12 protein-coding genes and 1 riboswitch are annotated in these 14,234 nt (G+C 33.0%); of the genes, 2 read left to right on the top strand and 10 right to left on the bottom strand.

What is annotated here, in order from left to right; translation table 11 throughout:
- The 8 genes from thiD to ACY2U7_RS08000 form a co-directional block, all read right to left on the bottom strand.
- Positions 1 to 807, bottom strand: a complete 807-nt coding sequence (thiD, locus tag ACY2U7_RS08035) for a bifunctional hydroxymethylpyrimidine kinase/phosphomethylpyrimidine kinase (RefSeq protein ID WP_461813236.1) — start codon at positions 805 to 807, stop codon at positions 1 to 3.
- A gap of 71 nt (positions 808 to 878) precedes the next feature.
- Entirely contained in the window at positions 879 to 1,535 is a 657-nt protein-coding gene (locus tag ACY2U7_RS08030) for an HAD family hydrolase (protein WP_461816199.1), read from the bottom strand.
- Positions 1,532 to 2,173 carry a thiamine phosphate synthase gene (gene thiE, locus ACY2U7_RS08025; protein ID WP_461813234.1) on the bottom strand — a complete coding sequence of 214 codons (642 nt, stop codon included), beginning with the start codon at positions 2,171 to 2,173 and terminating at the stop codon, positions 1,532 to 1,534. Before thiE ends, ACY2U7_RS08030 begins: the two co-directional genes overlap by 4 nt.
- A 15-nt stretch (positions 2,174 to 2,188) precedes the next feature.
- Positions 2,189 to 3,010 (bottom strand): hydroxyethylthiazole kinase, encoded by an 822-nt coding sequence (thiM, locus tag ACY2U7_RS08020; protein WP_461813233.1) that lies wholly within the window; start codon positions 3,008 to 3,010, stop codon positions 2,189 to 2,191.
- Between the two features lie 11 nt (positions 3,011 to 3,021).
- Positions 3,022 to 3,528, bottom strand: a complete 507-nt coding sequence (gene thiW / locus ACY2U7_RS08015; RefSeq protein ID WP_461813232.1) for an energy coupling factor transporter S component ThiW — start codon at positions 3,526 to 3,528, stop codon at positions 3,022 to 3,024.
- A 249-nt stretch (positions 3,529 to 3,777) separates the two neighbouring features.
- Positions 3,778 to 3,882, bottom strand: a riboswitch (TPP riboswitch).
- 60 nt (positions 3,883 to 3,942) lie between these two features.
- Positions 3,943 to 4,434, bottom strand: coding sequence for an anaerobic ribonucleoside-triphosphate reductase activating protein (gene nrdG, locus ACY2U7_RS08010; RefSeq protein WP_461813231.1), 492 nt, complete (start codon positions 4,432 to 4,434; stop codon positions 3,943 to 3,945).
- A 12-nt stretch (positions 4,435 to 4,446) separates the two neighbouring features.
- On the bottom strand, positions 4,447 to 6,633 hold the full coding sequence (nrdD, locus tag ACY2U7_RS08005) for an anaerobic ribonucleoside-triphosphate reductase (protein ID WP_461813230.1): 2,187 nt from the start codon (positions 6,631 to 6,633) through the stop codon (positions 4,447 to 4,449).
- 264 nt (positions 6,634 to 6,897) lie between these two features.
- Entirely contained in the window at positions 6,898 to 8,469 is a 1,572-nt protein-coding gene (locus ACY2U7_RS08000) for an InlB B-repeat-containing protein (RefSeq protein ID WP_461816198.1), read from the bottom strand.
- Positions 8,470 to 8,853: 384 nt separating this feature from the next.
- On the opposite strand from ACY2U7_RS08000, the gene ACY2U7_RS07995 reads away from it, so the two are divergent.
- Together ACY2U7_RS07995 and ACY2U7_RS07990 are read left to right on the top strand one after the other, a co-directional pair.
- Positions 8,854 to 10,443, top strand: a complete 1,590-nt coding sequence (locus ACY2U7_RS07995) for a helix-turn-helix domain-containing protein (protein WP_461813228.1) — start codon at positions 8,854 to 8,856, stop codon at positions 10,441 to 10,443.
- A gap of 108 nt (positions 10,444 to 10,551) precedes the next feature.
- On the top strand, positions 10,552 to 12,678 hold the full coding sequence (locus ACY2U7_RS07990) for a CocE/NonD family hydrolase (protein ID WP_461816197.1): 2,127 nt from the start codon (positions 10,552 to 10,554) through the stop codon (positions 12,676 to 12,678).
- A 74-nt stretch (positions 12,679 to 12,752) separates the two neighbouring features.
- On the opposite strand, the gene ACY2U7_RS07985 is transcribed toward ACY2U7_RS07990, so the two are convergent.
- Positions 12,753 to 13,865, bottom strand: a complete 1,113-nt coding sequence (locus ACY2U7_RS07985; RefSeq protein WP_461816196.1) for an aldo/keto reductase — start codon at positions 13,863 to 13,865, stop codon at positions 12,753 to 12,755.
- Between the two features lie 84 nt (positions 13,866 to 13,949).
- Positions 13,950 to 14,228 carry a hypothetical protein gene (locus tag ACY2U7_RS07980; RefSeq protein WP_461813225.1) on the bottom strand — a complete coding sequence of 93 codons (279 nt, stop codon included), beginning with the start codon at positions 14,226 to 14,228 and terminating at the stop codon, positions 13,950 to 13,952.
- Between the last annotated feature and the right edge of the window lie 6 nt (positions 14,229 to 14,234).

The raw sequence follows: 14,234 nt of genomic DNA, 5'->3' as shown, positions 1-14,234 counted from the left end.
TTATTTCGCCTCCCTTGCATATTTCCCTTGTAAATTAAAAGCATGATTCATAGGCCCGCTTCCTTTTCCCAAATCCAACATAGATTCCAATGCACCTGAAATATAGTCTTTTGCCAATTTAACCGAATCAACAAGATCATATCCTTTTGCTAAATTTGCCGCAATAGCACTCGACAAGGTACATCCTGTTCCATGTGTATTTGAATTCGGAATTCGTTTTCCATGAAACCACACTGCTTTTCCCTCTACATACAACAAATCATTCGCATCATTAATACTATGTCCCCCTTTACAAAGGACTGCACAATGATATGTTTCACCAATCATTCGAGCAGCAGAAATCATATCCTCTTCATTCTGAATCGTTTGTCCTGACAAGAGTTCAGCTTCAGGAATATTCGGTGTTACTAAAGAAGCTATAGGTAATAATTCTTTCTTTAATGTTTCTATCGCATCCTCCGCAATAAGTCTAGCTCCACTCGTTGCAACCATTACTGGATCTGTCACAATATTTTTCATTTTGTAAAAACGAAGTCTTTTTGCAATAGTGTTAATAAGTTGTACTGAGGAAACCATACCTATTTTCACAGCATCTGGACGAATATCCTCAAAGACTGCATCTATTTGTTGTTCTAAAAATTCAGGTGTAACCTCCGAAATAGATGTAACACCAGTTGTATTTTGTGCTGTCAGTGCAGTAATAGCACTCATGGCATAAACCCCATTCATAGTCATTGTTTTAAGATCCGCCTGAATACCTGCTCCGCCACTGCAGTCACTTCCTGCGATTGATAATGCCGTTTTCATTCTTATTCTCCTTTTCGTATTGTTTTATTATGCCTTCGAAAGTTTTTTCTCTACTATGCTAAACTCTCAAATCACTTTGAAATATACTTCCAAAAAGAATCAAAATTCAAAAAATCTTCTAGATAAAAATCAACAGTTTCCTGTAATTCTGTTTGCTGATTTTCAGAACAATCATATACGCCTATCACTGAAAATCCATCATTTTTGGCTGTTTGTGCAGCATGTAATGCATCTTCGAAAACAACTGTTTCTGTTTTCAATGTTTCCAAATGTTTCATAGCCTCTCTGTAAATTATTGGTTCACATTTACTATACCCTACAGATTTACAAGTAAATATTTTAGAAAAATAATTCCGAATACCACAACGTTTTAATGCAACATCTATTAAACTACTATCTGTAGCAGTTGCAATGCACATTACCACATCCTTGTTCTGTAAATCGCTTAAAAATGCCTCGACTCCTTGCTTCAATTGTACTTGCTCTCGATAAAAAAATGAAATCATCTTATTAATATCATCTATAATCTGAGCAGTAGAGAAAGGAACCCCATATTCTTTTTGATAATAGCAAGCTGCTTGATATAAACTAAAAGTTTTAAAAGTTTCAGATAAATCTTCTTTCGGTATATATCCAATGGAACGAAGATAATCCTCACCAATGGTATCCCAAATAGACATGGAATCTAATAAAGTTCCATCTGCATCGAAAATAGCTCCTCGTATCATTTTTTAATCATTTCCTTAGATAATATAGACAAAATTTCACATTCTTTTTCAATATCTATCGCTCCAAAGATTGCTGATACCAAAGCAACGCCATCCACACCAGAACCAGAAAGTTCTGGAATGTTTTCTTTATTAATACCACCAATCGCAACTACAGGAATTTTAACTATATTGCAAATATCTCGTAAAGTTTTATGTGAAATTGTGTTTGCATCTAATTTTGTTTTAGTCGAAAATACAGCTCCTACTCCTAAATAATCCGCTCCTGCCTTTTCAGCTGCAAGCGCTTGTTCCACTGTTCGAGCAGACACACCTATAATTTTTTCATCGCCTAAAAGCGAACGGACCTTCCCAACTTCCATATCACATTGTCCAACATGGACACCATCCGCACCACATCGCACTGCTATATCTACATTATCATTAATCAATAACGGTACATGATATTTTTGACATAATTGCTTTATTTCTAAAGCTTCTGATAAAAATTCATCCTCTCCTAATTCCTTTTCCCTTAACTGAATACAAGTAGCACCACCTTTCAAGGCACATTCCACTTGTTCCAACAAAGTCTGTTTTCCAGCCCAACTTCTATCCGTCACAGCATATAAAAGCATCATCTCTTTACTACAATTCATGTGTATTCCCTCTCTTTACAATATTCTATAATTTGCTCGGTTTTGCAATATTTCTCCATCTAAATGATATATCGCATCAATAATATAATTACGATAACTAGCATTTCCGTCCATGGAAGAAAGTCTATTATAAGCAATTTCCCCACAAATTCCCATAGAACAAATCGCCGCCACAACTGCCTCTAATTTATTTTTAGGATTAGCAGTTACATATGCTGCCGTTATAGCCGAAAGTTGACACCCCGTCCCTGTAACGCTACTCATCATTTGATGACCATTATAAATACAATAAGCTTTTTCACTATCTGCAACAATATCTATCGCACCAGTAATCGCAATAATTGCACCACATTTTTTTGAGAACTCTTTAGCAAAGGTAACAGTTTGCATCAAATTGTCTTCCGTTATAACATCCTCGATATCTGCGTCTACTCCTTTCGTAGTCCCTTTGCCATTGGCTAAAGTTTTTATTTCTGAAATATTTCCTCGAATTACATCAAATTGAATTTCTTCCAATAAACAAAAAGCAGTTTTCGTTCGAAAAACAGATGCTCCTACGCCAACAGGATCTAATACTACCGGATGTCCCAATTGATTAGCTTTTTTACCTGCTAATAGCATAGATTCAACCGTACGACAATTTAATGTTCCAAGATTAATATTAAGCCCATGACAAATTGTCGTAATTTCTTCTACTTCTTCCAAATCATCTGCCATAATAGGAGAAGCACCACAAGCCAATAAAATATTTGCACAGTCGTTAGCAGTCACATAATTTGTAATATTATGGACAATAGGACTTTTTTCCCTCACAGAATCCATTATATTTTTCAGCATCCTTTTTCTCCTTATGAATTTATTTTAGAAATAATATTTGTCTTTTTCAGCGATTCCACAACAAACGCAGAAAGTATAGCCCCTCCTGCAGTTGAAATAAGAAACGGTATAATATACGCATAAAATGCTATGTTTCCAGCTGAACCTCCCATGAAAGCAATTGCAATAGGATATGCACTAAGCCCTCCTAGCACTGCTGTCCCAAACACTTCTGCCAAATAAGTCAACCATGTATTTTTCGTTTTCCAAAATACCACTCCACAAAGTAAAGCTCCAAACATACTACCTGGAAATGCCAAAAGACTACCTAAGCTCATCAGATTTCGTAAAAAACTACTAACAAACGCAACTCCAACGCCATACCACGGTCCGAGCAAAATAGCACAAAGAATATTGACCATATGCTGTACTGGAGCACATTTGCTACCAAAAACTGGAATCGAAAACAAACTTCCAACCACTGCTACAGCACACAAAATTCCTGCTACACATATTTTTTTTACATTTTGATTCTTCATTTTATCTCTTCCTTTCTATGCGAGAACGTCAGCAACTGCAGCGTTCTCAAAAATGCAGAGAATCCCCTCTGCCTAAGAATGTCGGTCAAAACTTACTGGTTTCCTCTCACGCCGGAACACGGCTTCCCATCGCTGCTATGTACAAGATAAAAGGCGCTCCCCTCCTATCCGCCCGAAACTAATCGAGATGTTGCTGTTCCCTTAAAAGGAACACAAAAACGGAAGCCACCTGATCCGATGACTTCCGCAATACACACATCTTAGTATCCCTACGTTGGCATTATCCAAATCAGGTTATCGGTCTAAGGTCACACCTTACTCTCAGCCTGTTTACAAGCTCCCGTTTCTATAAAACTATTTTAGTATGCTCTTTTTCAAATGAAATGTCAAGATTTTTGAAATATTTTACTCTATCTATCTCATTTTCTTAAGATCAATTAATCTTTGATTGCTACTTCCTCTAAATTGAAGTAATAGATCTTTTTTATCTTCAACAAATTCTCCATCAACTAAGGTATCAATATAAGATAACATTTCATCTGTAACATCTATGTGCACTTTTCCATCTTTAATCAAATCAACGTCATACGTATATCCTGTATAACACCATATTGATTTATTGGGAAATTTTGCTCTTATATTTTTCAACAGTCCCACAAGCACTTTTTGATTTTCCGGTTCAAAAGGTTCTCCCCCCAAAAGTGTAAATCCAGAAATATATCCCGGTTCCATTGCTTTTAAAATTTCTTTCTCTGTTTCACTTGTATATGGCTGTCCATAATTAAAATCCCATGTTTCCGAGTTGAAGCATCCTTTACAGTGGTGTGTACACCCGGAAACAAACAAACTGACTCTAACTCCAGGTCCGTCTGCTATATCATATTTTTTTATGTTTCCGTAATTCATGTTTTCTCCTCATTATAGATGTAAAACTCTATCTTTAATTTCCTGTGTTCTACCTTGATTCCAAAATTGTGTACCTATGTATCCGCAAGTTCTTCTAGCCACAAACATCTTGTTTTGATCTTTGTTTCCACAATTAGGACACTCCCATACAAGCTTTCCATTTTCTTCTTCTTTAATAATAATCTCACCGTCATATCCACATTCTTCACAGTAATCACTTTTTGTATTTAATTCAGCATACATAATATGCTCATAAATAAATTGCATAACACTAAGTACTGCTGGAATATTTTGTTGCATATCTGGAACTTCAATATAGCTTATCGCTCCACCTGGAGAAAGTTTCTGAAATTCAGATTCAAACTCTAACTTATCAAATGCATTAATTTCTTCTGAAACATGCACATGATAACTATTTGTAATATAGTTTTTATCCGTAACACCCTTTATGATTCCAAAACGTCTCTGAAGACATTTAGAAAATTTATATGTTGTAGATTCCATTGGTGTACCATATACAGAATAACTAATATTTTCCGCCGCTTTCCACTGTGCACATTTATCATTCAATTTTTGCATAACAGCCATTGCAAATGGTCTCGCTTCTATATCCGTATGAGATTTCCCAAGCATTCTTACACACATTTCATATAAACCTGCGTACCCAAGAGAGATTGTTGAATAACCATCATAAAGAAGTTTATCAATAACTTCTCCTTTCTTAAGTCTTGAGATTGCTCCATATTGCCATAATATAGGTGCAACATCTGAAATTGTCCCAAGAAGTCTTTCATGACGACAACGAAGTGCTCTATGGCAAAGTTCAAGTCTTTCTTCTAAAATTTCCCAAAATTTATCCATATTTCCTTCAGAGGAACAGGCTACATCTACCAAATTAATTGTAACAACTCCCTGATTAAATCTTCCATAGAATTTATGTCTTCCATCTGGTTTTCTTTGGGAATCTTCCACTGTAAGGAAAGAACGACATCCCATACATGGGTAAACTTCTCCTTGTTTTAATTCTTTCATAATTTTAGCCGAAATATAATCTGGAACCATACGTTTTGCAGTACATTGTGCAGCGAGTTTTGTAAGTTCCCAATATTTGGAATCTTCTGTAATGTTATCTTCGTCTAAAACATAGATCAGTTTCGGGAAAGCAGGTGTAATCCAAACGCCTTTTTCATTCTTAACTCCTTGCATTCTTTGCTTTAAAACCTCTCCAATAATAAGTGCCAAATCTTCTCTCGTTTGTCCATCTTCTACTTCGTCTAGATACATAAATATTGTAACAAATGGAGCCTGTCCATTACATGTCATCAAAGTAATTAATTGATACTGAATTGTTTGAATCCCACTTTTAACTTCTTCCTTCAAACGACGCTCCGTAATTTTTGTAACAATTTCATCGTCAAGGCTTTCTCCACATTCTTTTCTTTCTTCAATAACATTTTTTCTAATTTTTTTTCGGCTAATATCAACAAATGGAGCAAGATGCGCAAGAGTAAATGACTGTCCTCCATATTGATTACTTGCAACCTGTGCAACTATTTGCGTTGTAACATTACACGCCGTAAAAAAACTATGTGGTTTCTCAATCATAGTTTCACTGATAACGGTTCCATTTTGAAGCATATCCTCAAGATTAATCAAATCACAATTATGTTCTTTTTGAGCAAAATAATCCGAGTCATGAAAATGAATAATTCCTTCTTCATGAGCCTTCACAATTTCTGCCGGAAGTAATATACGCTTTGAAAGATCTTTACTTACCTCACCAGCCATATAATCTCGCTGTGTAGAATTAATAACAGGATTTTTGTTGGAATTTTCTTGATTAACTTCTTCATTCATATGTTCAATAAGAGCTAAAATCCCATCATCTGTAGTATTAGATTTACGAGTGAGTTCTCTTTTATAGCGATATCTTACATATTTTTGTGCAACTTCATATCCTCTCATCTCCATAATTCCTGTTTCAACCATATTCTGGATGTCTTCTACATTAGCAGCATGTGTAAATTTTTGAACTTGATTTTCAATCTTATGTGCAATCGCAGCAATCTGATACTGATTAAGTTGATAGATTGGTTCTACCTCTTCATTAGCTGCCTCAATTGCAGTAATTATCTTATTACTGTCAAAACTTACTTCTTCGCCATTTCTTTTAATAACTCTTAAATTAAACTGATCCATGATATCCCTCTTTACTTTTCGTACTATATATTGCAAAGTACTTTTTTTAATTACTACATATTGTGTTCGCTTGCTTATTCTACATCATTTTTTTTTTTAATAAAAGACTTGACTTTTTCGTTTTAACGAAAATCCCAGTATTTTTGGCAATACATTTTAAAGATTCTATTCTCTTTATTCTTTTTATTTCTATGAAATAACCTCTTAAAATCAACGAAAGAGTTGGATTTATAAAAATCCAACTCCAACATTTTCTTTTAAAATTTATTTCTTTTTACGTCTCTTTCCTAATAAAACAGCCAAAGTTCCAGATGAACCTACAAGCATAGATCCTAATCCCCCAATAGCTGATAAATCTCCTGTTTTTGGTACAGAGGATACTTCTTTTTCCTTCACTGTAACAGTGATTGTCTTTTCAGCAATCGCCCCATTGCTATCAGCCACTTTATAAGTCACATGATATATTCCAACTTTAGAAGTATTAACATCATTTGCTATAACATTTTCTTTTGTTAATTTAATTGCACCATCTTCCTTATCTTGTGCCGTTACCTTTGCTAATGGATCAAAAGAATCTCCAACTGTTAATACCAAATTATTTGCATTAATAACAGGAACTTCATTATTTGCTTTCTCCCATTTTGCATATAGAGTAATGTCATTTAGTACCGCAGAAGAAAAATCATACTGATTTTTATAATCTTTTTCTGTATACCAACCTTTAAAAACAAACCCTTCTTTCACTGGATCCTGTGGTTTTTTTACCATCTTTCCATTCTCAACTATTTCATCTTCTACAAGACTTCCACCCATACTATTGAATTTTACTGTACAGTCATTTACAGCTACAATATCTGTATGGAATGTCCAACGCGTAGGTTTCCCTGAATTATCCCTTCCTGCTTGTAATACTGTTGTTTTTTCTCCAGCTGGAATTGTTAATATATTTGTTTTTTCATTAAATGATGGATGCTTTTCTTTTGCTAATACCGAAATCAACTTTGATGAAATAATCTTACTTAAATCAACACTCTTACTTCCATCAGGATTTATTGTATAAAGATTATCAAGATCAATTACAATATTTCCTGTATGTTCCTTAACCACATCACATCCAATATATTGAGTCATTCCTGCTGATAGATATACCGTTTCTTGATTATCAGAATGCCAACCTATCTTTAAATTATTACATCCTCTAAAATCAAGAGTTTTTAATTTTGGATTTGCGTAATAACTTATTTTGCTTATTGTTTTATGATTAGAAATATCAATACTTGTCAACTTTAAATTACTTTCAATAGAAGCAAATTTCAATTTACCTAATCCTGTAAGCTTCAAAGAAGATAGAGATGTCTTTTTAATTGTTAAATCAGTTACTTCCGTAAAATACTCAATTCCCTTTATATTTTTGACTCCTGCATCTGTTATTCTCAAAGTATTCAATGACTTTATTTCTTCATTTGATAATACACCATCTTGATTTTTATCAACTTTCTTAGAGATTTCTCCACGAAAACTTTCATCTGGAAAATGAGCTTCATCAAGTGCTATTCCTTCTACTTTGACATTCTCTTTTTCCGGTTTTACCACTTCAGAATCAACCTTATTTTCCGTTTTTTCTTGTTCGGCTTCTAGATTTTTCAAAGCAGATTGTGTTTCTTCTCCCTTTTCATCTTTTAACTTCTGTTGTTCCGCCACATTATTATCGGTTACAACTGTCTGCTCTTTTTCTACATTCTCCTGTGCCATTACAGAAAATTGAGTCCCTGATGCAACCGTTGCAGTTCCAATCATTACTGCTAATCCCATGGCTAACACTTTTTTTGCCTTCATACTTCTTCACTCCTTATATTTATTACAAGAGATTTCCTCTTGTCTATACCAAGAATACTTTTATCTAGTAAGATTTTCAATACTTTTATGTATTTAATATGCATTTTTAATGGAATTTATTGCATATTTATTAATCTTTGTATTCTCTTGTTATTATATCATACATATCATTCACTTTTTCCCAAAAATGTGATCATTTTAATCTTGTTTTTGGGAAATTTTCATTTTTATGAATCCTTGTTTCATCTTTTTCCCATTTGAAATCAATATACAAATTTATAATTCCAATACATTTTCCCAAAATATTGATTTCATTTACACTTTAATTTATAATATATATTTCATACAGAATATATATAATTTTTTATGAAAGGTAAATAAATTATGCTCGATTCTTTTTTAGAAACTAACATACAGCACAAACTAAAAATTATAAATACTATGTATTTACAAAATACCATTTCTAACAATGAACTCTGCTCAACCCTTAATTTGAGTCTTTCAAGAGTTGATATCATTATTGATGAACTCAATAATGATTTTGAAAATATATTCAAAATCAGCAAAGGAAAAAATTACTATTCCCTTGCATTGGATACCCATTGCAATTTAAAATCTTTAATTCATCTAATCTATAAATCTTCTAGTATGTTACACTGTTTAAAGTTTTTAATTACCAATGATAAAAATATTCCTTTCTCCAAATTTATAGATGAGAATTTTTTAACTAAATCAAGTGCATATCGTATTCGACAAAAATGTGATCTATATCTCCATAGTATAGGATTGAGTACAAAAGGAACTCACATTATGGGAGAAGAGTATAGAATACGCTTTTTGATTGCCCTTTTATACTGTAAATATGGATTTAATTGTTGTGAAATAGACGAAACTTCTCTTTCTCTCGCTGATAATTATATTACATCTACAAATCAAGCTATTGATATAGATTTTCTTAGACAAACATATTCTGTATATGATTACTTTAAAATTCTGCTCATTCTTGCGTGGAAAAGAAAATCTTATTCTGTTAACATTCCAAGTAACAAAACATTTTCCGAATTAAAAAATTTTTTTATTTATGAAAAAATTAAACTTTCTTTAAAATCAGAAATCGAACCTAAACTTCATATTGCATTTTCAGAAAATGATTTTGAATATATCTATTTAGCTTACTGTACTACTAGTAATTGTGTGTTTAATGATATTTGGTCCTATGATAATTTTTTTCAAATGCGAAACATTATTTTTTCCGACACTGCATTTTATGATTTAGTAAAAACATTTCATGAAAAATTTGGTGAAATAATAACACAATCTCCGGCATTATTGTCAACTTTAATCGCTTTTTATAAAACCTTTTTATTTGAACTTCATTGCATTATTCCAGACAATGATTTTTATGATGATAGAAAAAAAGATCAAATAGATCTTACATTATTTAATTTATTGAAACCTCTTTTGGACACATGGAAATCCAAAAACCAAATCAAATATGACATCAACAAAAAACATTTATTTTGTTTATCTCTCAAGGTAAAATCAATCCTTCAGCAGTTTATGAAGCCTATTTCCATTTTTATTGTATCCGGGTTGGTTGTCGATCTTGAAAATATACGATTATATCTTGAACGGAATTTTTCAAACAAAAGAATTACCATCCTACCTCTTCTATTTAGCATCGAACATAAAGATTTTTTAAAGGATAGAAAAAACTGTATCATTATTGTACAAAAACACTTTGAAACGGTAATAAACTCTTTAGATTTAGACAAAAGCAATACAATCATTCCTATTACAATCGAAATGAACGATAATGATATTAAACATATTCAACAAACTATTGCAAAACACGAAGAGAGTATATTTTACGATTTTATATATGCAAACAAAGACTTTTCTAATATAAACTATGTTGCATCCCCTGAAAATGAGGTTGAATATAGAACCATCCAAAAACTATTGATGCGATAGTTATACTCTTTTACAAACGTTGACACTGTTAAAAATACTATCTATAATATTAGTAAAATACATTTTAAAATTATAATTTATTATTATTTTAATAATGAGGAGGGCATTATGACAAACACAAATTATAGTACTGTGCCAATTTTCGAAAATGGATTAGCACAACCTGTTTTTCCTTTTACCGATGGAAAAACCAAAGAAATTTATGATCCATCTACATCTTCAATTATAAGATATTGTGTCTATGTTGAATCTGATTACGATATGGACGGAGATGGAAAACGAGACCTTATAAAAGTTCTTGTTCAAGTTCCTCGTAGCGCTGTAGAAGGTAACTACAAAGCAGCTTCTTTATTCGAAGCTCGCCCATACTGCGCTGGTGTACAAGCAGATGGCTATGAACACATGAAAGAAGTCGAAGATACACAATATCGTAAATTTGATTTCGATGACCTTGCTAAAGTAGTCCCTGCTCGTATTCCTACGGACTATATCAGCTCTATGGATCTTTCTCTAAAATCGAATCCTGCTGACTGGTATTATCCTGATAAAGGTAATAACGACAGTATGGTATATGAAAACCTTGATAATTTTAACTACTATCTTGTACGTGGTTTTGCAGTAATTGTGAGTGCAGGTTTTGGAGCATTAGGCTCAGATGGCTTTAATTATGTGGGTTCTGACTATGAAAGAGATGCTTTTAAATTTGTTGTTGAATGGTTACACGGAGATCGTATTGCTTATGCAGACCGTGAAGGTACAACTGCAACTAAAGCAGATTGGTCAAACGGTAATGTTGCCATGACAGGTAGATCTTATGCTGGAACCATGCCATTTGCAGTGGCAACAACAGGTGTAGAAGGACTTAAAACGATTGTTCCTGTTGCAGGAATTTCTGATTGGTATAGCCAACAAAATCAACAAGGTGCACAACGATATTGGCCTAAAGAAATGCTGAATAGTTTTCTTGCATATTTTTGTTCTAGCCGTTATAATGATACAACTTTAACAGAAAAAGAACTTGATGATATTGCAGCATTTCATCATGAATTAAGTCTCCAACAACTTAAATGTGGCTTTGATTATGATAAAGACTTTTGGGGAACTGGAAACTATAGACTTAACGCAGACAAAATCAAATGTAGTGCATTAATTGTACAAGGTTTAAATGACGAAAATGTTTCTACAAAACAATTTGAAATGATGCATAAAGCTTTTGAAAAATCTGGTCAAACTGTAAAAGCTCTTATCCATCAAGGACCGCATATCACCCCTACTATGCCAAACAAAAATTATGGGATTCTTATAGACGGAAAATTTTATGATGATATTGTAAACGAATGGATTTCCCATTATCTATACGATATAGAGAATAACGCCGAAAATATGCCTGCAGTCTTGGCACAAGATAATGTAAATCAGAAAAATTGGGAAACAGAAGAGTCTTGGACAACAAAATATAACATGAAGTTAGAAAGCGCAGAGTCGGGTGTAACTATCATTGATACTCACTGGGAAAATGCAAATATTAGTGCAGAAAATTTTGATGATGTTGTAGCACAGAAATCCACTAATATGAACAAGCGCTATCTCACTGCTCCGTTTAAAGAAGCTATGACTATACAAGGTACTGTTTGTGTTAATTTAAAAGCAGCTTTAAAAGATGGTGATTCAGCGAATGATTTTAATCCTGAAAATAGAAATGATGCAGATACTCTCACAATGAAACTCGGTTCTTCTGCAATCTCCGGAAAAATGGATGATGTCGAAATTACAGTTCTTCTTTGTGATGTTTGTGACGAAAAATTTGATAGTATTCAAACAGTAGATCCTGAAAGAAATATTGTGCCAGTAGTTACAGTAAAGGAACAAGGAATTATAAATGGTGGAGATCTTCCTGCATTTGATGAAGTGGAATTTTCTACTGTACACAAAAATTATCGAGTTATTACACGTGCTTTTGCAGATCTTTGTAATCCTGAAGCAGGATATGAACCCGAAACAGCAACAAATAGTATTCAGTTGAAAAAGGGAGACTATCACGATTACCATATATATCTAAATGCAACAAGATACACTATAGAACCAGGACATCGTCTTGCTATAGTTATTGCCACAGAAGACCCTGTAAATTGTTTAATTCACAAAACATATTCTATCGAGATTGAAAACGCTTCTATATGTGCTGAAGTCCCAGTAACCAAAGCTTTCGAAAATTGTACATTAAACGCAAAATAAAAGCAAACACGAAAGACAGTGTCTCTTACTAGAAACACTGTCTTTTATTTTAATTCTTATTGAATTATATAGTTCTATAAATTTTTTAGCATTTCAGATAACTCATTCATATAATTAGGAATATCAAATCCTTGAGGACAATGTTTTGTACAGACTTTGCATCCTATACAACCTGATGGTCCTTTCGCTTGAGGTAAATTTTTCAAATAGCGAACTCTCCATGCACCACCAACCTTTGCTTCATTGTAGCACTTTAATAATTTAGGAATATCTAGTCCTTTAGGACAATTTGGCGTACAATAATTACATGCTGTACATGGTATCGTAATTGCTGCATGTTGAATTTCTGCAGCCTTCTCAATTTTTCCCTTCTCTTCTTCCGTCAAAGGAATTGCTTCTGAAAATGTCTTTACATTATCATCCACTTGATTCTGATCTGACATTCCACTTAACACAACCTGTACACAATCCAAATCCATCACCCAGCGCATCGCCCACGAAGCAATTGATTTTTTCCCATTCAATTTTTGCAATTCTTTTACTGCATCTTCTGTTAAATTTGCTAATAATCCACCATGTACTGGTTCCATGACCATAACTGGAATACTAGCTTCAGCAAGCATTTCATATAACTCTTTCGCATCTTCAAAATACCAATCATAATAATTCAATTGAATTTGTACAAAATCCCACGAATACAACGGTAATAATTTTTTCATTACTTTTGGAGAACCATGAAAAGAAAAGCCTAAATATTTGATTTTTCCTTCCTTTTTCATCTGATCAAAATATTCAATACACCCATTTCCAACCATCTCATCTGCAAATGCATCCTGTATACTGTGAAGTAAATAAAAGTCTATTGTATCCACATTTAAACGTAACAATTGTTCTTTAAATTGTTTTCGGTAATCAGGTTCTGCTTGAAAATTATATTTATCAGTTATGTAATAACTTTCACGTGGGTATTTGGCTAATGCTTTTCCTAGAAATTCTTCAGATTTTCCACCGTGGTAAATGTATGCAGTATCGTAATAATTAATTCCTTTTTTCATACAATCGTCAATTAATTTTGTCGCTTTTTCATAATCAATTTTCGTATTATCTTTATCCAAAATAGGTAATCGCATGGTTCCCATTCCCAATCTAGATAATTGAATTCCATCTTTAAACTCTTTATAAATCATTGTATTCTCTCCTTCAATTCGTACTTTATAAAATGCATTTTCACTTATATTTCATTATACAAATCTCTTTTGCAAACTGCAACTTTATTCACTCATTTCTTCCTGTATCGCTTCCACAATTCGTTTACTATCAACCTTAGCTACTTTTTCTCCACTGTAATCCATCACTATAAATAAAGCAAATAACAAAACAGCAATAATTATTCGCAAAAATAATCCACTACTTTTTTCTTCCTTCTCTTCATACAAATCTGAATAAATAGATCCATATCGTGGATGAATTGCGGGAACCATTTTTGAATCCCCATATTTTTTTCTTGTTTCCTCCAAAAGTTGCCGTCTCCTTCTTTCAACTTCATTCATTTTTTC

The sequence above is a fragment of the Faecalimonas sp. genome, from assembly GCA_029264305.1.
Classification (GTDB): domain Bacteria; phylum Bacillota; class Clostridia; order Lachnospirales; family Lachnospiraceae; genus Faecalimonas.
This window is presented reverse-complemented; position numbering and strand designations above follow the sequence as displayed.